Here is a 20,940-nt window from a genome sequence, read left to right on the forward strand (position 1 = left end):
CACCTTCGAGCGCCGACCGGCTGACCAGCCGGTCGGCGCTCACGTGTTCGTGGCGCTTCCCAGGGCGACGGCGGCCTCTCCCGTGTGCATGAGGAAGGTCAGCGATGCCTGGAGGTAGAGCTGGATCGTCTCGGCGTCGTGGGAGAGGTAGCCGACCGATACGTCCTGGCCGAGGACGAGTTCGAAGTCGCCGCCGCGGGTGGAGAGCAGGAAGGCGCCCTCGATGGCGGGGGCCCAGATGATGTCGCCGTCGAGGAGGCGGGCGATGTGGTTGTGGACCGGGTAGCCGTGGTCGCTGGTTTCGTTGACGGCGGTGAAGGTGTCGGCGCCCAGGAGGAGTGAGTAGGGGCCGCCCACCCCGGCGAGGCGCAGGGCGGTCAGGGCCCGGCTTACGGCGTTCGGGAACTCGCGGACATCCTCGGGGAGTTGGATGGGCGGGTTGGTGGCGCCGACGCGGATTCCCTCGATTCCGGCGGCGCGGTAGCCCTCGAAGACGGCGCGGTCCTCGGCGAGGGCGATCGCACGCGCCGCGTCCTTGACGGGCTGCCAGTCGGCGTCCCGGGCTCCGCGCTCGACGGAGTCGACGGCGGAGCGGGCGACGGTGAAGGGGACGCGCAGCTCGACCAGGGGCTGGGCGTCGCGGGAGTGCGCGAGGACGCCGTTCGCCGGTGGGCTGATGCCGGTCAGGTGGCCGGTGCCCACGGCGGCGAGGGTGGTGCCGTCCGGGCCCCGCAGATCGACCACACGGCGGCCGGCGATGTGGAGCTTGAAGGTCTGTCGCGCCTCCTCCTCGATCTCCTCCCAGGCCGCGGCGGAGATGGGGGCGAGGTCCCGGTGCAGGTTGTTCATGGTGCGGAGATCCCTTTCAGGCTGCCGATGCCCAACGAGCCGTCGGCGGTACGGAGAACGGTGCTGAGCGCGGTGCGCGGGGTCGCGGGAACAGCGGCGGAAGCAGCGGCGGGAAGAGCGGCGGGCGCGGGCGGCGGGGAGTCGAGGAAGCCTGCGGTCGGGACGAAGAAGAGCGACCCGGTGACGGCGGTGGAGAAGTCCAGGATGCGGTCGTGCCGGCCGGGCTCCCGGCCGGCGAAGATGTTCCGCAGCATCTCCTCGGTCACCTCGGGGGTACGCGAGTAGCCGATGAAGTAGGTGCCGAACTCCCCTCCCCCGCCGAAGGATCCGAACGGCATGTTGAAGCGCATGATCTGGCGCTCCTCCCCGTCCGGTCCGGTGACCGTCGTCAGGGCGACATGCGAGTCGGGGGGCTTCACCTCGTCGTCCATCTCGATGTCGGCCAGCTTGGTGCGGCCGATCGCCCGTTCCTGCTGTTCCACCGGGAGGGCGTTCCAGGCGGCGAGGTCGTGCAGGTACTTCTGGACGATGACGTAGCTGCCGCCGGTGAACGCCTCGTCCTCGGCCCCGATGACGACGGCGGTCTCGGCGGCCCGGCCTTCGGGGTTCTCCGTCCCGTCGACGAACCCCATGAGGTCCCGGTCGTCGAAGTAGCGGAAGCCCTGTACGGAGTCGACCACGGTGGCCGCGCCGGCGAGCCGCTCGGTGAGTTGGCTCGCCAGCTCGAAGCAGAGGTCCATCCGGGAGGCGCGCAGGTGCAGCAGCAGATCGCCGGGGGTGGCCGGGGCCCGGTGGCGGGCGCCGGTCACCTCCTGGAAGGGATGCAGTCCGGCGGGTCTGGGGCCGCTGAACAGGCGGTCCCAGACGTCGGAGCCGATGCCGGTGACGCAGGTCAGCCCGCCCTCCGGGGCCCGGAACCCGACCGACCGGCGCAGGCCGGCCAGGTCGGGCAGCAGGTCTCGGACCGCCTGTTCACCACCCGGGTCCACGGTGAGCACCAGGAAGACCGCCGCACTGGTGAGCGGGGTGAGCACGGCTTGGGGTTGCACCGACGACGCAGACGGCGCGGACGGTGGAGACGGCTGGGGCGGTGCGGCGGACGGTTCGGGCGGCATCACGGGCTCCAGGACGGCAGGACAAGGCGACAGGACGGGGAGACGGCGATCGGACAGCCCTCAGGCCGTCCGTGCGGCCTCCCCCTCGGCGCGGTGGTCGGCGAAGATCGGCCCCCTTGATCCAGGGGGCGGGCCGGCGGCCCGATGAAGACGTGCCGGGCCAGCGGAAAGCTGATCATGTATACGATTACATCGCATAGTGGACATTTAGGCGCAGCCAACACGCACCCGAATGGCCCTCGGCGAACGCTCCGTCCGGTGCGGGCCATTCGGAGCAGCGGGGTCACGGAGCCACGGGGTGCACACGGGGCCCGTGCCCGGGTACGCGGAAGGGGCGGGCCGAAGCCCGCCCCTCGTCCAGCCCGCGCGCCCTCAGACCCGCAGGGCCGCGAGCTGCTCGGCGAACGGCACCACGGCCTCCGCGCCGGCCGACCGCGCGGCAGCCGCCCGACCGGCCCCCGGCCGGTCCGCGCCGGCCGGAGCGGGGCGGGCCAGCAGGGCCGCCAGCTCGCCCGCCGCGCGGTCGATCCGGGCCGGGAGGCCGCCGGTGTGACGGTCCCCCGCAGCGCCCCAGTCGTCGGTGGCCGCGTACACCGCAGTCGGCACGACGACCGACCGCAGATAGCCGAACAGCGGCCGCACGGCGTGCTCCAGGGCCAGCGAGTGCCGGGGGGTGCCGCCGGTGGCGGCGATCAGCACGGGCTTGCCCGCGAGGGCGTCGTGGTCGATCACGTCGAAGAAGGACTTGAACAGGCCGCTGTAGGAGGCGGTGAAGATCGGCGTGACGGCGATCAGCCCGTCCGCCGCCGTCACCGCCTCGATCGCCCCGCGCAGCGCGGCCCCGGGGAAGCCGGTCACGAAGTTGTGGGCGATGTCGGTGGCGAGGTCGCGCAGTTCGATCACCGTGACGTCGACACCGGTTGCGGCGCCGTCGAGTTGCCGGACCGTCGACTCGGCCAGCCGGTCGGCCAGCAGCCGCGTCGAGGACGGCTTGCTGAGCCCGGCGCTGACCACCACCAGCCTGAGCGTGCTCACTTTGCCACCTCCGTCGTCTCCTCCTGCTGCCGCGCGGCGAGTTCGGCCGCCACCCGGGCCGCGTGGGTGGGACCGTCCGGGACGCCGGCCGGCCGCCCCTTGGCGAACTCCGCCCGCAGCACCGGGACGACCTCCTCGCCGAGCAGGTCCAGTTGCTCCAGCACGGTCTTCAGCGGCAGTCCGGCGTGGTCCATCAGGAACAGCTGGCGCTGGTAGTCGCCGAACGACTCGCGGAAGGTGAGCGTCTTCTCGATGACCTCCTGCGGGCTGCCGACGGTGAGCGGGGTCTGCTCGGTGAACTCCTCCAGCGAGGGCCCGTGCCCGTACACCGGGGCGTTGTCGAAGTACGGCCGGAACTCCCGCATCGCGTCCTGCGAGTTCTTCCGCATGAACACCTGCCCGCCGAGGCCCACGTACGCCTGCTCGGCCGTGCCGTGGCCGTAGTGGGCGTAACGCTCGCGGTAGAGGTCGACCAGCTTCTGGAAGTGCTCCTTGGGCCAGAAGATGTTGTTCGCGAAGAAGCCGTCGCCGTAGTAGGCGGCCTGTTCGGCGATCTCGGGGCTGCGGATGGAGCCGTGCCAGACGAACGGCGGGACGCCGTCCAGCGGGCGCGGGGTGGCGGTGAAGGACTGCAGCGGGGTGCGGAAGCGGCCCTGCCAGTCCACCACCTCTTCGCGCCAGAGCTGGTGCAGCAGCGCGTAGTTCTCGATCGCGAGCGGGATGCCCTGCCGGATGTCCTTGCCGAACCACGGGTACACCGGCCCGGTGTTGCCGCGGCCCATCATCAGGTCCACCCGGCCCTCCGCGAGGTGCTGGAGCATCGCGTAGTCCTCGGCGATCTTCACCGGGTCGTTGGTGGTGATCAGGGTGGTCGAGGTGGAGAGGATGATGCGGTCGGTCTGCGCGGCTATGTAGCCGAGCATGGTCGTCGGCGAGGACGGGACGAACGGCGGGTTGTGGTGCTCGCCGGTGGCGAACACGTCCAGGCCGACCTCCTCGGCCTTGCGGGCGATGGCCACCATCGCCTTGATCCGCTCGTGCTCGGTCGGGGTACGGCCGGTGGTGGGGTCAGGGGTGACGTCGCCGACGGTGAAGATTCCGAACTGCATGCTGCTCACCACACTCCAGGTGGGCCCGGGCTTCAGGACCCGATCGTCAAAGTTTCAACCATCTTAGCACCGGCCCGCCCGCCGTTGTTCCCGGCCTCCCCCGAACCGCCGTCCGCTCCGACACGGCGGGCGCGGAGGCGGCCAGGGCGGCGCCGATCCGGCGCGGGGCACACAGACCGTGGACCCCGGTGCCCGGGCCGCCGAGCCCGTGGCGCGCGACAATGGGGGGTGCCGGGACGGCCGGCCCGGGTATCCGGAAGGGCGGCGAGCCGATGACGGCCTATATCGCGGTGAGCGCGCTGAGCCATGAGGGCCTGGTGCGGGAGCACAACGAGGACAGCCTGACGGTCGGGCCGTGGACACTCTGCGCCACCGTGACCACCAACCCGCAGACACTGTTGTTCCCGCTCGGCCCGCCCTGCGTGGTGGCGGTGGCGGACGGCCTGGGCGGACACCCCGGCGGCGAGGTGGCGAGTGCGCTGGTGGCCCGCCGGCTGGCGACCGCCGGGCCCGGACTGGACGGCGAGGAGGCCGTCCGGGAGGGGCTGCAGTCCTGCAACCGGGCGGTGTACGCCGCCGCGGCCGGTGAGCCGGAGCTCGCCGCGATGGGGACGACCGTCGCCGGTGTGGTGCTGCTGCCGGACCAGGCGGTGGTCTTCAACGTGGGCGACAGCCGGGTCTACCGGATCGCCGGGGACGGGCTGCGCCGGCTCAGCGTGGACGACAGCCCGCCGCTGCCGCCCGGGCGGCGCACCACCTCGGTGGTCACCCAGACGCTGGGCGGATCGCTCGGCCTGACCTTCGTCGAACCGCATGTGCGCAGCGCGCCGCTGGCGGTCGGCGACCGCTATCTGGTGTGCAGCGACGGGCTGACCGACCCGCTGCCGGAGGAGGAGCTGTCCGAGGTGCTGACGCGGCCCTACGAGGGCTCCGAACGGGCCGACGGGCGGGCCGCGTTCGAGCTCTGGCGGGCGGCGATCGAGGCGGGCGGACCGGACAACATCACGCTGGCGCTGGTGCGGATCGGCGAGTGAACGGGCGGCCGGCCCGGCAGCCGGGCGGCCCCGGCGGGGCGCTGGACGCGCTCCGCCGGGGCCGCCGTCGGCCTTGACCGGTCGGGGTCGCTCGTAGCCGGCCGGGCCTGCCCGGGGTCGCCGGTCAGAACTCGGTCGTGATGCTCACCCCGCCGAAGCCCTGCTGCGCGTAGAGGCTGATGAACACCGCACCGGCCGGCGGGTCGGTCACGGTGAGGGTCTCGCCGTTGCCCGCGCTGACGGAGCGCGCGGTGTAGGCGTTGGTGTACGCCCAGCCGCCGCTGTTGTAGTAGAGGTCGGCATTGCCGGTGCCCCCACTGCTGGTGATCTTCAGCTGCCGGGTGCCGGCCGGGACGTACAGGTAGAAGTGCGCGTAGTTGCCGGTGGTGGCCGCCGCGTTGCTACGACGGCAGTTGCGGTCGAGCTGGCGGGTGTCCGAGCCGGTGCACTCGGACAGGCCCGCGACGGTCACGGTGCGGCTGGTGGTAGCCGTGGCACCCTTGTCGTCCGTCACGGTGAGGGTGACGGTGTAACTGCCGGGCGCGGCGTACGTCTTCGACGGGTTGGCGGCGGTGGAGGTGGTGCCGTCACCGAAGTTCCAGGCGCGGGCGGCGATGGTGCCGTCCGCGTCGGTGGAGCCGTCGGTGAAGGTGGCGGTCAGCCCGCTGACGGCGGCGGTGAAGGCGGCCGTGGGCGGCTGGTTGCCGGGCGGGTTGGTGGTGCCGCCGCAGGCGCCGTTGGCGCAGGCGGTCAGCCAGGCGTCGAAGTCGGCGTCGTAGCGGGTGCCGATGGTGCCGGTCAGGTAGGCGCGGGCGCCGTTCCAGTCGCCCGTACGGTACTTGGCGAGCACGGCGTCCAGGTCGGAGCGGTGCTTCTCCAGCATGTAGCGGACGGCGAGGTAGCCCCAGCGGTAGACCCGCTCGGTGTCGGCGTTGTTGTAGGTGGTGTCGAACAGGGTGCTGAGGCTGTAGGTGTGCCGGGCCGCGGCGGCGATCGCCGCGTCGTAGTCGACCTTTCGGTACGAGTAGGAGACGTACTCGGCGAAGCCCTCGACCCACCAGACGGTCGGGGTCGTCATGCCGGCGTCGAAGTCGCCGTACATGTCGAACCGGCCGTCGAGGTAGTGGGTGTACTCGTGGTTGAGGTTCCAGATCTGGAAGTTCGGGCGCACCCGGTCGTCCTCGTAGGCGAGGAAGCGCGGCAGGTTGCCGGCCGTGGCCGGGTCGCCCTCCAGGTACATGCCGCCGTTGTTGGTGTCGATGCCGTAGATGATGGCGGCGAACACCCCGTAGTCGAAGGAGGAGTGGAAGACCACGACCTCGATGGCGGTGTTCTTGTCGTTCGCCACCGGACCGTTGTCGCGGGCCACCGTGTGGAAGTAGGCGTCCTGGCCGGTCAGGCTGGTGCAGGCACTGGTGAGCTGGGTGCTGTTCAGCGCCTGGGCGAGGATGCGGATGCTCGGGCTGCAGGTGTAGGAGACCGTGAGGTTGGCGGCCTTGAGGCGGTTCGCGGCGTCGCAGGTGCCGTAGTAGGCGCAGTTGCCGGCGTCGTACGCGTCGGCCATCTCCGCGACGGCGGCCCACTGGTAGGCGGTGCGGCCGGAGACCGAGGCCTGGGCGGCCAGGGCCCGGTCCAGCGGGCGGACCTTGGCCTGGAGCGGCGCGTACTGGAGGAAGCGGCCGAGCTCACGGGCCGCGTTGTAGACCAGCGAGCCGTAGTCGCCGCCGAGTTGGTCGTTGTTGGTGACGGCGAAGCTGTACATCGTGTCGAGCACGCTGGGGTCGGACTGAACGGCGCTCACGAACGCGGCGTTCTGGTGGCCGCGCCACAGGACGGTGTAGACGCTGTTGACGGCGTTGGCCATGCCGCTCGGGTTGTAGGTGGCGCTGTTGTAGTCGGTCAGGAGCCGCTTGACCACGTAGATGTAGCGGGCGTTCTCCTGCGCGCTGTCGATCAGCGTGACGGCCTCGCCCAGGATCGCGGCGTTGGCCGGGCTGACGTCCCGGGAGTGCGAGGCGGCGAAGAACGCGTCGAGCGCGCTGCGGATCGCGGTCTGCAGGGCAGACCCGTAGGTGCCGACGGCAGCGGGGTTGTACCACTGCACGTAGTAGCCCGCCCGCAGGTAGAGCACCAACTGCTCGACGGAGGTGGTGTTGTCGCCGGGGTACGAACCCGCCGCGTCACGCAGGGCGTAGGCCACGGTGGCCATCTGGGCCTCGCGGAACGCGCCGTACGCGTCGGTGCCGGTGAGACCGAACAGCTCGTTGACGCAGTCCAGATCGACGGACTTGATCTGCTGGACGAGGGCGCTGCCGGTACGGCTGGTGAAGTCCCCGACATTGCAGGGCTGTTCGGCGGCGGGCGCGCTCCGGCCGGTGGCCTTGGCGGCCTGCTGCTCACCGCCGCGCCGGTCCGGGGTGAGCGCGAGCGGGGCCCGCTCGCGCGCCGGGACGGGCTTGTTGTCACTGTGGCCGTCACGGACGGCACCGAGGCCGGGCTGCGGGGCCGGGTCGGTGGGAGCGGCAGCGGCGCTGCCGGACTGCGGCGAGGCCGGGACGGGGGTGGCCTGGCTGCGCGGGGCGAACAGGCCGAGCGCCAGGAAGAACGCCATGGCGATCGTCAACAGCCTTGCTATCTGAGGTAGTTGTAGGCGTCGTGCGGTACTCACGTGGGGGCCTCCGGGCCATCTTCGACCGCGTGGGGGCGCGGCCGTACAGGGGTGAGGACCGTTGCGGCGGAGCCCAGGGGGTGGCTCTGTCGCGCACACGGTGGGGAGTGTGACATGTACCATGGCATACATCACATGACCGTGGAAGGCCCCTGACGGCAAGAGACCGGGCCGAACCCGGGAGGTGCCGACGAACGGCCGCCGCGACGAGGCGTCAGCCGTCGTCACGGCGGCCGTCAAAGGCCCGGCGGAAACCCGCCGGAGCTACAGCCCGGCCAACCGCTCCAGTGGGAACGGAGGTTGGGCCAACGGCCGGGTCGCCATCCGCAGCAGGAGCAGCGGGCTGTCGTCACCGGCCGTCCGGTTGGCGCTCAACTCGTCGCAGGCGGTGCAGCGATGGATGATGACCCACTCGCCGCCACCGCGCACGGAGATCGAGATCGGCTCCATCCGGGCCCGGCAGCCCGACGCCCGGTCGCCGGGGACGCGGTCGTCGAGGTGCAGGCTGTAGAGGCAGTTCGGGCAGTGGTTGCGGTGCGCCGTGCCGGGTGCGCGCATCGACACGTCGAGGCGGCAGTGCCGGCAGCGGAACGACTCGGCGGCCCGCTCGGGCCCCGGGCCGGCCGCCGGCTCCTGCGGGTCGTAACGGCGGGACCGGGCGTACGCGCGGAACTCGGCGTACTCGGAGTACTCGGCGCGACCGGCGTCGCCGGTGGGGCGTTCGGTGCGGCTACGGGGGTGTGGCGGTCGGTGTCGTCGGGACACGTCGGGGGCTCCCTGCGGGATGCGGGCGGACTGGGCGGCTCGGAAGAACAGAGCGCGGTCCGGCCACCCCGGGGTGGCGTCGCGGGCCGTCGGCCACAGGCCTCGGACGCGCGGCGAAGGCCCTCAGCCGAGCCGGGCGGGTGCCGGGCCGGACGGTGCGGGCTCCACCAGGGGTGCACGGAGAGCGCTCGCTGTCAGCCGGGGCACAAACCCACCACTTTCACCACATCGCCGGGGCCCGCCGCTCGCACACGGCAGGGGCTGCCGGTCGGACGACCGGCAGCCCCTACTCAAACCCGGCGGCCCGACCGGGTGCAAGCGGATTTCCGGCTCGCACCGGGGCCGGGCGGGTCACCCGCGCGGAGCGGTCACTTCCGCAGCAGCAGGATGACGCCGGCGGTGGCCAGGCCCACCACGACGGCGGCGGCGCCGTACGCCAGCCGGTGCGCGCGGAGCACGGGCAGGAAGCGGTCCACGGCGTAGCGGCCGGGACCGGTCAGGGCGAGCGCGGCGGCACCCGCGGTGAGCAGCAGCTCGTACTCGTTGCCCTTGGGGGCGAAGAAGCCGCCGCCCCAGGTGACGGCGATCGCGTTGACCATGGTGCCGAGGATCGCGGCGGCGGCCAGCGGGGTGAGCAGGCCGGCCGCGAGGGCGAGCCCGCCCAGGGTCTCGGTCAGACCGGCGACAACGGCCATGGCGTTGCCCGCCGGGTAGCCGCTCATGGTGAAGAACTGACCGGTGCCGTCGAGGCCGCCGCCGCCGAACCAGCCGAACAGCTTCTGGCTGCCGTGCGCGGCCATGGTCAGGCCGAGGGCGAGGCGCAGCAACAGGAGGCCGGCGTCATAGGCGTGCGGGGAGGTCGTCGCGGGTGCGGGGGCGGCCCGGCCCGGGAGGACGGTGGTGGGGGCGGTCGTGCTCGGGCTGGTGCTCGGCATGCGCGTCTCCATCAATCGGGGTCAGTCGGGGCGATGAGGGTTGGTCGCGGTCACCTGGTTCGGATGTAGTTCAAATTCGAACCGCCGCCATTCGACGGTACCTGGAAGTTCGAATTTGAACAACACGGTCTCCGGCCCGCGGGTCGCGGACCGGCCGGAACCCGGGGCAGGGTGGAGGCATGGCTCATCGCAGCGAACAGAAACCGCCCGAACGGTCCGGCACGCCGTACGCCGAGGCCCTGGCCGCGTTCGGCGACCGGGTCCGGCTGGTCACCCCTCGCCAGTGGGACGCGCCGACGCCGTGCGCCGACTGGTCCGTCCGGGATCTCGTCAACCACCTCACCGGCGAACAGCTCTGGGTGCCCGAGCTGCTGATGGGTTCGACCATCGCCGAGGTCGGCGGCCGCTTCGACGGCGACGTGCTCGGCGACGACCCGGTCGCCGCCTGGACGGCCGCCGCCGACGCCGCCCGTGAGGCCTTCGCGGTACCGGGCGCCACCGAGCTGACCGTCCACCTGTCGTACGGCGACGTCTCCGCGCAGTACTACCTGGACCAGCTCACCTCGGACGCCGTCGTGCACACCTGGGACCTCGCCGAGGGCATCCGCCGCCGCACCCGGCTGCCGGCCGGCCTGGTGGAGTTCGCGCTCGGCGAGTTCACCGGGTACGGGAACCTCTCCGGCAGCGGCCTGTTCGACCCGCCGCTGCGGGTGCCGGCCGGCGCCGGCCCGCAGGCCCGTCTGCTCGCCCTCACCGGGCGGCGTGACCGGCCCTGACCTGCGGTTTTCCCGGACCGGCTGCCCGGCGTGGCGCGCGACGCCGGATACTGGAGGTGTCGGGGGGCCAGCACCGGACGAAAGGCGGGTGCGCCATGAGCCGCAGGCCGGACATCCTCGGCGAGTTCACCGCCGACCACCGGGCCGTGACGGAACTGCTCGACCGGGCCGAGGCTGCCCCGGACGGCGCGGCCGAGCGCGGCGAGCTGCTCGTCGCCCTGACCGACCTGCTGTTCAGCCACTGCGCCGCCGAGGAGGAGTACCTCTTCCCCGCCGTTCAGCACGACGTGCCGGACGGTGGGGCACTGGTGTTCACCAGCATCCACGACCACCTCGCGATCGGGCAGTACCTCGTCGACCTCCAGGGCCTGGGCCCCGGCGACCCGGCCTTCGGCGCGCTGTTCCGGGGGCTGGCCGACACCGTCCGCCGGCATCTGGCCGCGGAGGAGAAGCGGCTGTTCCCCGCCGCCCGCAAGGCGCTGCCCGCCGAGGCCCGGGCCGAGCTCGGCGAGCGGCTGCGGGCGGAACGGACGGCGGTCACCGAGGCCGGACCGTAGCGGGCGGCGGCCTGCGGGCCGGGGGACACCGCCCGGAGCATGCCCGCGCCCGCCGGGGCGGTGCCCCGGCGGGCGCGGACCCGGGCCGGCTCAGTTCTTGAGGCTGATCACCGCGAACCGTCCGCCCTCCGGGTCCTGGAGGCGGGCCACCCGCCCGTACGGCGAGTCGAAGGCAGGCCCGATCACCGAGCCACCGAGCGCCTCCGCCTGGGCCAGCGCCGCGTCGGCGTCCGGCACCGAGAAGAACACCTCCCAGTGCGGCGGCATGCCGGCCGGGCCGCCCGACTGCTCCTTGGCCAGGGCCGCGACGCTGTACCCCTCGGTGCGCAGCACCACCCGGTCGTGCTCCCACCGCACCTCGAAGCGCTCGGGGTCGCGGCCGTCCCAGCGGAACACCTCGCCGTAGAAGAGCGCCGCCGCGAAGGGGTCGGGCGTGCGCAGTTCGATCCAGACCGGTGCGCCCGGCAGCTCCAGCCGGCGGGCCCGGCCCGGCAGTCCCTCCCAGATCCCGAACACCGCCCCCGCCGGGTCCGCGGCCAGGACCACCCGGCCGGCGTCGAAGGCCAGCGGGCCCACCGCCAGGGTCGCCCCGCGCTCGCGGACCGCGTCGGCGGCGGCGTCGGCGCTCTCCGTTCCGAAGTAGCTGGTCCACGCCACCGGCATGCCCCAGCCACTGCCCGTGACCCCCAGCCCGGCCACCGCCTCGTCGCCGACCACCGCGTGCACATACGGCCCGAAGCGGTCCGGCGCGGGCTCGAACTTCCAGCCGAGCAGCGGGCCGTAGAACGCTGTCGCCACTTCGAGATCGCGCGCCATCAGGCTCACCCAGCACGGAACGGCCGCCACACAGCGCACCTTGGCGGTCTCACGGCTGCTCATCGCGAACCTCCTCGACGCCCGGCCGCCGGGGCCGTCCCGGCTCCCACGGCCAACGGACCGCCCGGGCGCTTTCAGCCTAGGGCTTGTCTGACAGTTCGCGTCGCATCAGCGCGCGGCGCTGGGCGCCCGGCTGGGCGTGCCGCCGGAGCGGCCTCGTACTGGACGTACTCGGTCGATTCGGCGGTGCGTCCGGGCGGGATGCCCGGCGTCGTGCGCGCGGCGGGAATGGTCAGACAAGCCCCAGAGGGCGAGGCGGGCCCGGCGCGGCACGGCACGCAGGTGGGACCGGCCGGTGCGGCGAGCTCGGCGCCTCAGAGCTCCGGGGTCTCCCGGAAGCCGTGGTGGCCGGCGCCCGGGGCGGTGGGGGCGGGCCGGCCGTGGCCGGGGTGGCGGCGGTGCTCGCGGCGGGGTCGAGGGAGAGGTGGGCGGCCGGGCCGGCGCCGTGGTCGAGCCGGGCGACGAGGTGGAGGCGGTCGTCGTCGGCCGTGCCGGCGGGCCGGTCGCCCTCGGACCAGGGTGGTTCGGTGCGCGGGCCTGGCCGGTCGTAGAGGGCGAGGACGGTGAAACCGTTGGCGGCGAGCAGGTAGCGGAGCTCCTGGGGGAAGAGCAGCCGCCAGGCGGAGTGCTGCTCGACCGGTGCGCCGCCGTCGGTGGTCCAGATCCTGGTGCGGCGCAGGAGTTGGGCGGCATGGTCGATCCACAGCGTGGTGTGCGAGGTGTGGGTGACGCCGTCCCGGGTGACGGTGTCGGTGCGCGGGGCGTCGAGGAGTTCGGTACGGCCGAGGAAGAAGGCGCCGTTGCGCATCTCGGCCACCAGCAGTCCGCCGGGCCGCAGGTGGTGGCGGAGCCGGCCGAGCAGGGCGTCGAGGTCGTGGTTGGTGTGGCAGTAGAGCAGGGCGCTGTCCAGGCAGAGCGCGGCGTCGAAGCGGCCGTCGAGGCTGAAGTCCCGCATGTCGCCGACGTGGTAGTCCGGACCGGGGTGGCGGCGGCGGGCGTACCGGATCATCGCCTCGGAGCTGTCCAGGCCGGTGACCCTGCGGCGGGCGGTGCGGTGCAGCCAGCCGGCGTCGCGGCCGGTGCCGCAGCCGAGGTCGAGCACGTCCGGCCCGGCGCCGTGGTCGCGGAGTACCGACTCGGCCCACCGGGCGGCCGTGAACTCCGCGTCGGGGAAGCGCAGTTCGTACAGCTCGGGGGTGTCGGTGAGCAGGTTGCGGCCGGTCATCGGGCCTCGCAGGGAGTGGGCGGACGGGGGCGTGGCCGAGGCGGACGGCCGGGGAGCGGACGGGCGGGCGGGCGCCGCGGCGCCCTCATGACCCGGCCTCCGGATCGGCGGGCCGGACACCGAGGCCGGCCCGGGCGGCGGTGCGGACGGTGCCGTCGGCGCCGCCGATGCCCCGCCAGGGGTCGTGGGCGAGCAGCAGGTGCCCGTCCAGGTCCACCCAGCGGGCGCGGTCGGCCAGGTGGACGGCCGGGGCGATGCCGAGCGAGCTGGCGACGAGGCAACCGAGCATGAGGTCGGTGCCGCTGCCCCGGAGGGCGGCCTGGATGCGCAGCACCTCGTGGACGCCGCCGCACTTGGCGAGCTTGAGGTTGACGCCGTGGACCCGCCCGGCGAGGCGGACGGCGTCCTCGTAGCCGACGGCGTCCTCGTCGGCGATCACCGGCAGCGGGGAGCGTTCGGCGACTCCGGCGAGCGCGTCGGGGTCGCCGGGGGCGATCGGCTGCTCGACGGCCTCGACACCGGCGTCGGCGAAGGCGGCCAGGAGCCGGTCGGCCTGGTCGGGTGTCCAGGCGCCGTTGGGGTCGAGCAGCAGCCGGGCGCCGGGGGCGGCCTCGCGGACGGCCCGGACGCGGGCGAGGTCGGCCGCGGGGTCCGCGGAACCGGCCTTGATCTTGAGGACGGTGAAGCCGGCGGCGGCGAGCTCCCCGGCCCGGGCGGCGGCGCGGGCGGCGGGCTGGATGCCGATGGTGCGGGCGGTGGCGGCGGCCACCGGGCCCGCCCGGCCCAGGAGCCGGTGGACGGGGGCGCCGGCCCGGCGGCCGGCCAGGTCGAGCAGGGCGGCCTCGACGGCGGCCAGCACACCGGCCGGCAGCCCCTTGAACGGTGCCGCCCCGCGCCGGAGTTCGGCGATCGCCTGCTCCGGGTCCGGGATTCGTTCGAGGTCCGCGCGCAGGGCCTCGACCTCGCGCAGGATGCGGGAGGTGGGCAGCCGGAGGTAGTCGCTGCTGACGACCTCGCCGTGGCCGGTGAGGCCGTCGTGGCGCAGGGCGAGCCGGACGGCGTCGCGCTGGGCCGTCACCGAACGGGAGATCCGCAGCGGCTCGGCGAGGTGGAGCCGGACGGTGTGGACGGCGAGCCTCATCGGGCCCCCTCGCGGTGGCGCGCGCGGTCGGTGCGGCAGCGGGCCCAGCCGGTGGCCTCGGCGGCGGCGGGGTGCGGGAGTTCGGTCGGGCGCGGGGCGGCGCGGTCGGGGTCCAGACCGTGCCGGTGACAGAACCCGTCGTCGTAGACGGTGCCCAGGTAGCGGTGCGGGCCGTCGGGGAAGACGGTGGCGACGACCTCGCCGGGGCGTGTGCGGGCGGCCCAGGCGGCGACCAGGGCGACGGCCCCGGTGCTCCAGCCGCCGCTGACGAAGTTGCCGCGGGCGAGGCGGCGGCAGGCGTCCACGGCCTCGGCCGGGCCGACCCAGTGGATCTCGTCGAAGGCCTGGTGGGCGACGTTGCGCGGATGGATGGAGCTGCCGAGGCCGCGCATCAGCCGGGGGCGGGCGGGCTGGCCGAAGATGGTGGAGCCGACGGAGTCCACGCCGATGATCCGCAGCTCCGGCCAGCGGCGGCGCAGCGGTTCGGCGAGCCCGGCGCTGTGGCCGCCGGTGCCGACGCTGCACACCAGCACGTCCAGGTGGTCGAGTTCGGCGGTGATCTCCTGCGCCATGGCATGGTAACCGGCCGCGTTGTCGGGGTTGTTGTACTGGTCGGGCCAGTAGGCGTCGGGCAGCCGGCCGAGGACGGTACGCAGCCGGGCGAGCCGGGCGGCCTGCCAGCCGCCGTGCCGGGCGGGCCGCTCGACGAGCTCCAGCCGGGCGCCGTAGGAGCGCAGCAACTGGCGCATGGACGGTTCGAGTTCGGCGTCGCCGACCAGCACCACGGGGTGGCCGAAGGCCTGTCCGGCGAAGGCGAGGCCGATGCCGAGGGTGCCGGAGGTGGACTCCACCACCGTGGCGCCGGGCCGCAGTTCGCCGCGGGCGTGGGCGCCGCGGAGCATCGCGACGGCTGAGCGGGCCTTCATGCCGCCGGCTCCGAGGCCCTCCAGTTTGGCCCAGAAGCCGGGGTGGGGGTGCGGCAGCGGGGTGCTGATCCGGGCGAGCGGGGTGCGGCCGAGCAGCGGCAGCAGGTCGGGGTTGCCGAGGCCGGCCGTGGCGAGCAGGGTGGTCATCGGGCGCCACCGCCGTACAGGTGGAGGACGGTGGGCCCGCCGTCGAGCCAGAAGAAGGGGTACGGTTCGGCGCTGACGGCGCTGACGCCGTCGCCGAGCAGCCGGGGCAGCACGGCGCTGCCGGTCTGGGCGAACAGCACCAGCGGGGCGCCGGTGGCCCGGGCGTGCGCGAGCAGCGGGTCGAGCGTGCCGTTGCCGAGGGTCATGCCGGAGGCGAGGACGGCGTCGCAGTCGCCGAGCCGGGCCAGGGCGTCGGTGTGCACCGGCTCGCCCCATTCGGTGGTGCCACCCTTGAGGTCGCACGGGACGTACTCGACGCCCTGCGAACGCAGCTGTTCCAGCAGGGAGTTGACGACTCCGACGACGAGCACCCGGCGCACCCCGGGCGGGAGCAGGCCGATGACGGCGCGGGCCCGGGCGCGGGACTTCGTCAGCGAACCGCCGGCCGGCAGGGCGACCGGGCGGGCGCCGTGGGCGGGGGTGTGCGGACGGCAGTGCATCAGGTAGGCGTCGAGGGCGGCGACCCGGACGGGGGTGAGGGGGTGGTCGAGCAGTTCGGCGACGTCGGCGCCGACGCAGTCGGTGAGCGCGTCGGCGGGCAGCTCACCGGGTTCGACGGCGCAGGAGCCGACGGCGGCGCCGAGCCGCAGGCTGAGCACCTCGTTGCGGTAGCCGTGGGCGCGGCCGGCGTGCCGGACGGCCTGCGTGGTGCCGAAGGCGAGGGCGATCCGCTGTCCGGCCGGGTCGGGCCCGTACACGCCGGCCCGGACCTGGGCGGCGATCCGGTCCAGCGCGGGGGCGGGGGCGGTGGTCGTCACGCGGGCACCGCCCGCTCCTCGGCCCGGCCGGCGTAGCGGGGGGTGAGGCCGGAGAGCAGCCGTTCGGCCTCGCGGCGGGCGCCGGCACCCTCGGGGTCGGCGGTCATCACATGGCCGAGGTACTCGTTGTTGCTGGTGGCGGGCCGGACGTCGCGGCCCGGCCCGGCGAGGGAGAGCTCCACGACGGCCGGGTCGCGGCGCACCGCCGCCTCGCCGTCGAAGCCGTCCAGCAGACCGGCCCGCCCCTCCCCCGGCACCAGGAAGGCGATCGCGGCACTGGCGACGCCGGTGGGGCGGGCGGTGAGGTCGGGCCGGCCGCCGAGGGCGACGTCCACGCAGGCGGCGGCCAGGTCGATGCCGGTGACGCGGCGGACGAGTTCGGTGATCCGGTTCCCGGCCGGGCGCGGGTTGACCTCGACCACCCGGGGCCCGGCCGGGGTGAGCTTGATCTCGGTGTGCGCGACGACCTGGTCCAGCCCGAGCGCGGCCAGCGCGGCGACGGCCGTCCGGGCGGCGGCCCCGGCATCGGCGGGGTCGAGCGCGGCGGGGAACATGTGGCCGGTCTCGATGAAGGCGGGCGCGCCGCCGACGCTCTTGTCGGTGACCCCGACCACATGGGTGGCGCCGTCGGCGGAGACGGTCTCGACGCTGACCTCGGGCCCGGTGAGCAACTCCTCCAGCAGGGCGACGGGGGCCCGGCGCTGGCCGCGCGCGTTGACCGGGAACGCCTCCAGGGCGGTGAGCGCGACGGCGAGCTCCCGCTCGTCGACGACCTCGCGGACCAGCATGCCGGCGCACAGGTCCACCGGCTTGACCACCAGCGGGAAGCCGATCTCCCGGGCGGCGGCGAGGGCCTCCCCCCGGTCGGCGCAGAGCGCGTACGCGGGCCCGGGCACCCCGGCCGCGCCGAGCGCGCGACGGGTGAGGTCCTTGCGGCAGGCGGCGGTGACGGCCTCGGGCGCCGGCCCGGGGAGCCCGAGGTGCCGGGCGACCAGCGCGACCGTGGGCAGGTAGTAGTCGCAGGAGGAGAGCACGCCGTCGAAGCCGAGCACGCCGTGCAGCCGCTCGGCGTACGGGAGCAGGGCGGCCGGGTCGTTGGTGTCGGCGGTGAGGACGTTCTCGGCGGCGAGCAGCGGGTGCGGCGCCCCGGCCGGGGTGGCGCGCAGATAGTGGTGCAGGTCCCGGGTGAGGAAGGTGAACCGGTGACCGCCCTCTCCCAGCGCCCTGGGCAGCAGAGTGCTCATGGAGCCGACCCAGCTCTCGATCATCAGCAGATGCGCCACGGATCTCCCTCTCGACGGGTGCGGCAGGCCGGCCCGGCATGCCGAGGGAGAACATAACGGGATCCATTTTCATTTTCAACACGGTTCGGACGCGGCGTCAGATGACATCCGTTTTCATGTAGTCTGCCGCGCGTCGACCCCCTCCACCTGCCCGTCCACTCCCTTTCGGAGTTATCTGATGATGCGTCATGTCGATTACGAGATCAGGCCGGCACTGCCCTCGGACGTCCCGGGCGCCCGTCGGCTGATCCTCGACACGTTCTACCGGGAGTTCGGCTACGGCTACGTCCCGGACTGGCACGCCGACGTGGTCGACCTCCAGGGGTACTACCTGGACCACCCCCGCCACGCGCTGCTGGTGGCCGTCCACCGCGAGGAGGTGGTCGCCACCACGGCGCTGCACTCCACCGGGCCCGCCCACCCACCGCACCCGCGCGCCCTCGCCGAGCGCTACCCCGACGGCACCACCGCCCAGCTCGTCCGGGTGTACGTCCGGGCCGAGCACCGCCGGCACGGACTGGCCCGCGAACTCGTCCGACAGGCCTGCGAGTTCGCCGCCGCCGAGGGCGGGTACGAGCGGCTCTACCTGCACACCAACACCAGGATCCCGGGCGCCGAGCCGTTCTGGCGCAGCCTGGCCGAGGAGGTCCACGACGCCCGCCCGACCGGCGAGCACGGGCCCGGCGTGGCCACCGTCCACTTCGAGATCCCGCTGCGCCGCCCGATGGCGGCCGGGGGCGGGGCGGTACAGCGGGTGACGGTCTGAACCGGACGACCGGAGCACACCCCGGCCACCCGGTCGGAGAGATGTGACACAGGTCACGCCCGCAGGTGAAATTTCCGGGGAGTGAATCCCCGTTTGGTCCTTCATAGAGGAAAGCGGGGAGGATTTCCCCGGTACTCTGATGGAGGAGCATCGCCGTGAGCACCGCAGCAGCCGCCGAGCAGGTCCGCGCCGTGGAGCCCGTTCGCGCACCCAAGCTGCGCGCGGACGCGTCCCGCAACCGTGAGCGGATCGTCCTGGCGGCCCGTGACGCTTTCGTCGAACACGGCGCGGACGCGCCACTGGACGAGATCGCGAAGCGGGCGGGCGTCGGCAACGCCACGCTGTACCGGAACTTCCCGGACCGCGCGGCGCTGATCCGTGAGGTGGCGCTGCTCGTCAAAAACCGTATCCTGGCCATCGCCGAGACGGCGACGGCGGAGGGCGACGGCCCGTTCGACGCTCTCCAGCGGTTCGCCCACGCGACGGTCGAGGAGAAGGTCGGCGCGCTGTGCCCGCTACTCACCAACCGGGTCGACCCGTTCGACCCGGCCCTGGTCGAGGCCCGCGAGCGTCTGACGGCTGCCGTCGGCAGCATGATGGACCGCGCCCGCGAGGCGGGCGAGCTGCGCCCCGACGTCGACCACGGTGACCTGTTCATCGCGATGAGCCAGCTCACCCGGCCGCTGCCGGACATCTCCTGCCACCTGCTCAACGACTTCGTGCACCGGCACCTGCAGCTGTTCCTGGACGGCCTGCGGGCGCCCGCCCGCTCCACCCTGCCCGGCCGGGCCGCGACCTTCGAGGACTTCAAGCCGCACCACTGACAGCCCCAGCACCACGATCACGGCGACTCCGGCGCCGGCCCACCGGAGACCGACCACCACAGCGCGCCGCGAGGACGCGCCGACAGCGGCCGGTCGGCACCTCCGGCCCCGCCGCGCCCTCGCACGCCATCCGTCCTGATCCGCACGTCATCCGTCCGATCCGTACGCCACGCACCGTGAAGCGAGTACCCCCATGCCCAAAACCGACTCCACACCGCCGACGCAGGCCGCGTCACAGCCCGATCCGAGGCGCTGGAAGGCCCTGATCTTCATCGGCCTCGCCCAGCTGATGGTCGTCCTCGACGCCACCATCGTGAACATCGCCCTGCCGTCCGCGCAGAAGGACCTCGGCATCACCGACGGCAACCGCCAGTGGGTCATCACGGCCTACGCGCTCGCCTTCGGCGGCCTGCTGCTGTTCGGCGGCCGGATAGCCGACCTGTGGGGCCGCAAGCGGACCTTCGTGGTCGGCCTGACCGGCTTCGCCCTCGCCTCCGCGCTGGGCGGCGCCGCCGCCAACACCGCGATGCTGCTCGGCGCCCGCGCCCTCCAGGGCGTGTTCGGCGCGCTGCTCGCACCGGCCGCGCTCTCGCTGCTCGCGGTGATGTTCACCGAGGCCAAGGAGCGCGCCAAGGCGTTCGGCATCTACGGCGCCATCGCGGGCGGCGGCGGCGCGATCGGCCTGATCCTCGGCGGTCTGCTGACCGAGTACCTGAACTGGCGCTGGACCTTCTTCGTCAACATCCCGTTCGCCATCGTCGCCGCCGTCGGCGCCGTCCTGGTGATCCGCGAGCCCTCCGAGGGCCGCAACCGCAACCGTCTGGACATCCCCGGGGTACTGCTGGTCACCACCGGCCTGGTCGCCCTGGTCTACGCCTTCACCCGGGCCGAGTCGGACGGCTGGAGCTCCGGCGTGACGATCGGCCTGTTCATCGCCGCCGGTGTCCTGCTGGCCGCGTTCGTCGTCGTCGAGCGGGTCGTCAAGGCGCCGCTGCTGCCGCTGCGGGTCGTCCTGGACCGCAACCGCGGCGGGGTCTACCTGTCGCTCGGCCTGGCCGTGATCGGCATGTTCGGCCTGTTCCTCTTCCTGACCTACTACCTGCAGATCGTGCTCGGTTACAGCCCGGTGCTGACCGGTGTGGCCTTCCTGCCGATGGTGGCGGGCATGATCACCGGCTCGACCCAGATCGGCGCCCGGCTGATGACCCGGGTCCCCGCGCGCTTCCTGATGGCGCCCGGCTTCCTGGTCGCCTCGATCGGCATGCTGCTCCTCACCCAGATCGACCTCGACACCTCCTACCCGGCGCTGATCCTGCCCGGCCTGATCCTGATGGGCCTCGGCATGGGCACCGCCTTCATGCCGGCCATGAGCCTGGCCACGCACGGCGTCCAGCCGCGCGACGCGGGCGTGGCGTCCGCCATGGTCAACACCTCCCAGCAGGTCGGCGGCGCCATCGGCACCGCGCTGCTGAACACCATCGCGGCCAGCGCCACGGCCACCTGGCTGGCCGCGCACGCCGGTGCCGCGACGTCCCCGGCCGCGGCCCAGGCGGCACAGTTCCAGGGCATGGTGCACGGCTTCTCGACCGCGATCTGGTGGTCCTTCGGCATCCTGCTGACGGCCGCCGCGATCGCCTTCGTCCTGGTCAACGCCGGGCGCCCCGACGGCGCGACGACCGGTTCGGCCACGGGCGAGGAGGACAGCAACCAGGTGCCGGTGCTGGTGCACTGACCCCTGGAGGTACTCGGGCGCGAAGCGGCCCGTCCGGTGTTGCGACGTCGCGACACCGGACGGGCCGCTCGGCGTTTCACGGCCCCCGGCCCCCTCTCCGGCTCCCCCGCCCTCCGGCTCCGTCCCGGGAACGACCCCCGGCTAGAAACGGGGATCATCCCCCGTTTATGGTGGTGACAGCTCGAAACGGGGAATGATCCCCGCTTCTCTTGGAGTGAGGTGCGTGGAAATGACCCGGAATCAGCCTCCTGGACGCGGCCGACGGGCCGCTGACTGGACGGACGGCCGGCTGGGGATCTACTCCCTGGCCAGGGCCAACCTCCGCAAGATCTTCCCGGACCACTGGTCCTTCATGCTGG

19 protein-coding genes are annotated in these 20,940 nt (G+C 73.6%); 6 read left to right on the forward strand and 13 right to left on the reverse strand.

Going from position 1 to position 20,940, the window contains the following annotated elements; all coding sequences use genetic code 11:
• Positions 1-39: 39 nt before the first annotated feature.
• The 4 genes from ACIP82_RS14750 to ACIP82_RS14765 all read right to left on the reverse strand — a co-directional run bounded on the left by ACIP82_RS14750 (position 40) and on the right by ACIP82_RS14765 (position 4,108).
• Positions 40-849 (reverse strand): family 1 encapsulin nanocompartment shell protein, encoded by an 810-nt coding sequence (locus ACIP82_RS14750; RefSeq protein ID WP_363614178.1) that lies wholly within the window; start codon positions 847-849, stop codon positions 40-42.
• The gene (locus ACIP82_RS14755; RefSeq protein ID WP_400653650.1) at positions 846-1,964 is read right to left on the reverse strand and encodes a Dyp-type peroxidase; all 1,119 of its coding nucleotides are present in this window, start codon (positions 1,962-1,964) and stop codon (positions 846-848) included. The genes ACIP82_RS14750 and ACIP82_RS14755 overlap by 4 nt, the downstream gene beginning before the upstream one ends.
• A 372-nt stretch (positions 1,965-2,336) precedes the next feature.
• The gene (locus ACIP82_RS14760; protein ID WP_400653651.1) at positions 2,337-2,999 is read right to left on the reverse strand and encodes an FMN reductase; all 663 of its coding nucleotides are present in this window, start codon (positions 2,997-2,999) and stop codon (positions 2,337-2,339) included.
• Positions 2,996-4,108 carry an LLM class flavin-dependent oxidoreductase gene (locus ACIP82_RS14765; RefSeq protein ID WP_400653652.1) on the reverse strand — a complete coding sequence of 371 codons (1,113 nt, stop codon included), beginning with the start codon at positions 4,106-4,108 and terminating at the stop codon, positions 2,996-2,998. The genes ACIP82_RS14760 and ACIP82_RS14765 overlap by 4 nt, the downstream gene beginning before the upstream one ends.
• 272 nt (positions 4,109-4,380) lie before the next feature.
• Between ACIP82_RS14765 and ACIP82_RS14770 the strand changes: the two genes are divergently transcribed.
• Positions 4,381-5,142 (forward strand): PP2C family serine/threonine-protein phosphatase, encoded by a 762-nt coding sequence (locus ACIP82_RS14770; RefSeq protein WP_363614170.1) that lies wholly within the window; start codon positions 4,381-4,383, stop codon positions 5,140-5,142.
• 124 nt (positions 5,143-5,266) lie between these two features.
• Here ACIP82_RS14770 and ACIP82_RS14775 read toward each other — a convergent pair whose 3' ends face one another.
• The 3 genes from ACIP82_RS14775 to ACIP82_RS14785 form a co-directional block, all read right to left on the reverse strand.
• Positions 5,267-7,753, reverse strand: a complete 2,487-nt coding sequence (locus ACIP82_RS14775; RefSeq protein WP_400653664.1) for a collagenase — start codon at positions 7,751-7,753, stop codon at positions 5,267-5,269.
• Positions 7,754-8,074: 321 nt separating this feature from the next.
• Positions 8,075-8,575 carry an RNHCP domain-containing protein gene (locus ACIP82_RS14780; RefSeq protein WP_363614168.1) on the reverse strand — a complete coding sequence of 167 codons (501 nt, stop codon included), beginning with the start codon at positions 8,573-8,575 and terminating at the stop codon, positions 8,075-8,077.
• A 368-nt stretch (positions 8,576-8,943) separates the two neighbouring features.
• On the reverse strand, positions 8,944-9,510 hold the full coding sequence (locus ACIP82_RS14785) for a DoxX family membrane protein (RefSeq protein ID WP_400653653.1): 567 nt from the start codon (positions 9,508-9,510) through the stop codon (positions 8,944-8,946).
• A 179-nt stretch (positions 9,511-9,689) separates the two neighbouring features.
• Between ACIP82_RS14785 and ACIP82_RS14790 the strand changes: the two genes are divergently transcribed.
• Both ACIP82_RS14790 and ACIP82_RS14795 read left to right on the forward strand, forming a co-directional pair.
• Positions 9,690-10,286 (forward strand): TIGR03086 family metal-binding protein, encoded by a 597-nt coding sequence (locus ACIP82_RS14790; RefSeq protein WP_400653654.1) that lies wholly within the window; start codon positions 9,690-9,692, stop codon positions 10,284-10,286.
• A gap of 95 nt (positions 10,287-10,381) precedes the next feature.
• On the forward strand, positions 10,382-10,843 hold the full coding sequence (locus ACIP82_RS14795) for a hemerythrin domain-containing protein (protein ID WP_363614162.1): 462 nt from the start codon (positions 10,382-10,384) through the stop codon (positions 10,841-10,843).
• 90 nt (positions 10,844-10,933) lie between these two features.
• Here the strand turns inward: ACIP82_RS14795 and ACIP82_RS14800 are convergent, their stop codons facing one another.
• The 6 genes from ACIP82_RS14800 to ACIP82_RS14825 all read right to left on the reverse strand — a co-directional run bounded on the left by ACIP82_RS14800 (position 10,934) and on the right by ACIP82_RS14825 (position 17,259).
• Positions 10,934-11,722, reverse strand: coding sequence for a VOC family protein (locus ACIP82_RS14800; protein WP_400653655.1), 789 nt, complete (start codon positions 11,720-11,722; stop codon positions 10,934-10,936).
• Positions 11,723-11,951: 229 nt separating this feature from the next.
• On the reverse strand, positions 11,952-12,944 hold the full coding sequence (locus ACIP82_RS14805; RefSeq protein WP_400653656.1) for a class I SAM-dependent methyltransferase: 993 nt from the start codon (positions 12,942-12,944) through the stop codon (positions 11,952-11,954).
• An 85-nt stretch (positions 12,945-13,029) separates the two neighbouring features.
• The gene (locus tag ACIP82_RS14810) at positions 13,030-14,085 is read right to left on the reverse strand and encodes a dipeptide epimerase (protein WP_400653657.1); all 1,056 of its coding nucleotides are present in this window, start codon (positions 14,083-14,085) and stop codon (positions 13,030-13,032) included.
• Positions 14,082-15,158 (reverse strand): pyridoxal-phosphate dependent enzyme, encoded by a 1,077-nt coding sequence (locus ACIP82_RS14815; RefSeq protein ID WP_363614154.1) that lies wholly within the window; start codon positions 15,156-15,158, stop codon positions 14,082-14,084. Before ACIP82_RS14815 ends, ACIP82_RS14810 begins: the two co-directional genes overlap by 4 nt.
• Positions 15,155-15,976 (reverse strand): Rossmann-like domain-containing protein, encoded by an 822-nt coding sequence (locus ACIP82_RS14820; protein ID WP_363614152.1) that lies wholly within the window; start codon positions 15,974-15,976, stop codon positions 15,155-15,157. Before ACIP82_RS14820 ends, ACIP82_RS14815 begins: the two co-directional genes overlap by 4 nt.
• Positions 15,973-17,259, reverse strand: coding sequence for an ATP-grasp domain-containing protein (locus tag ACIP82_RS14825; protein ID WP_363614150.1), 1,287 nt, complete (start codon positions 17,257-17,259; stop codon positions 15,973-15,975). Before ACIP82_RS14825 ends, ACIP82_RS14820 begins: the two co-directional genes overlap by 4 nt.
• Positions 17,260-17,440: 181 nt before the next feature.
• Between ACIP82_RS14825 and ACIP82_RS14830 the strand changes: the two genes are divergently transcribed.
• The 3 genes from ACIP82_RS14830 to ACIP82_RS14840 all read left to right on the forward strand — a co-directional run bounded on the left by ACIP82_RS14830 (position 17,441) and on the right by ACIP82_RS14840 (position 20,581).
• Positions 17,441-18,025, forward strand: a complete 585-nt coding sequence (locus tag ACIP82_RS14830; RefSeq protein WP_400653658.1) for a GNAT family N-acetyltransferase — start codon at positions 17,441-17,443, stop codon at positions 18,023-18,025.
• 155 nt (positions 18,026-18,180) lie between these two features.
• A complete protein-coding gene (locus tag ACIP82_RS14835; protein ID WP_363614148.1) occupies positions 18,181-18,849 on the forward strand; it encodes a TetR/AcrR family transcriptional regulator in 669 nt (222 codons plus the stop codon).
• A 193-nt stretch (positions 18,850-19,042) separates the two neighbouring features.
• Positions 19,043-20,581: an MFS transporter gene (locus ACIP82_RS14840; RefSeq protein ID WP_400653659.1), complete on the forward strand. Its 1,539-nt coding sequence runs from the start codon at positions 19,043-19,045 to the stop codon at positions 20,579-20,581.
• The last annotated feature ends 359 nt before the right edge of the window (positions 20,582-20,940 follow it).

This window comes from Kitasatospora sp. NPDC088548 (genome assembly GCF_044753005.1).
GTDB lineage: Bacteria > Actinomycetota > Actinomycetes > Streptomycetales > Streptomycetaceae > Kitasatospora.

Excerpts from the sequence above, each read along its gene's own strand:
- ACIP82_RS14750 (WP_363614178.1), bottom strand. The coding sequence starts at position 849 with ATGAACAACCTGCACCGGGACCTCGCCCCCATCTCCGCCGCGGCCTGG.
- ACIP82_RS14755 (WP_400653650.1), bottom strand. The coding sequence starts at position 1,964 with ATGCCGCCCGAACCGTCCGCCGCACCGCCCCAGCCGTCTCCACCGTCC.
- ACIP82_RS14765 (WP_400653652.1), bottom strand. The coding sequence starts at position 4,108 with ATGCAGTTCGGAATCTTCACCGTCGGCGACGTCACCCCTGACCCCACC.
- ACIP82_RS14770 (WP_363614170.1), top strand. The coding sequence starts at position 4,381 with ATGACGGCCTATATCGCGGTGAGCGCGCTGAGCCATGAGGGCCTGGTG.
- ACIP82_RS14775 (WP_400653664.1), bottom strand. The coding sequence starts at position 7,753 with ATGGCGTTCTTCCTGGCGCTCGGCCTGTTCGCCCCGCGCAGCCAGGCC.
- ACIP82_RS14785 (WP_400653653.1), bottom strand. The coding sequence starts at position 9,510 with ATGCCGAGCACCAGCCCGAGCACGACCGCCCCCACCACCGTCCTCCCG.
- ACIP82_RS14790 (WP_400653654.1), top strand. The coding sequence starts at position 9,690 with ATGGCTCATCGCAGCGAACAGAAACCGCCCGAACGGTCCGGCACGCCG.
- ACIP82_RS14795 (WP_363614162.1), top strand. The coding sequence starts at position 10,382 with ATGAGCCGCAGGCCGGACATCCTCGGCGAGTTCACCGCCGACCACCGG.
- ACIP82_RS14800 (WP_400653655.1), bottom strand. The coding sequence starts at position 11,722 with ATGAGCAGCCGTGAGACCGCCAAGGTGCGCTGTGTGGCGGCCGTTCCG.
- ACIP82_RS14805 (WP_400653656.1), bottom strand. The coding sequence starts at position 12,944 with ATGACCGGCCGCAACCTGCTCACCGACACCCCCGAGCTGTACGAACTG.
- ACIP82_RS14810 (WP_400653657.1), bottom strand. The coding sequence starts at position 14,085 with ATGAGGCTCGCCGTCCACACCGTCCGGCTCCACCTCGCCGAGCCGCTG.
- ACIP82_RS14815 (WP_363614154.1), bottom strand. The coding sequence starts at position 15,158 with ATGACCACCCTGCTCGCCACGGCCGGCCTCGGCAACCCCGACCTGCTG.
- ACIP82_RS14830 (WP_400653658.1), top strand. The coding sequence starts at position 17,441 with ATGCGTCATGTCGATTACGAGATCAGGCCGGCACTGCCCTCGGACGTC.
- ACIP82_RS14840 (WP_400653659.1), top strand. The coding sequence starts at position 19,043 with ATGCCCAAAACCGACTCCACACCGCCGACGCAGGCCGCGTCACAGCCC.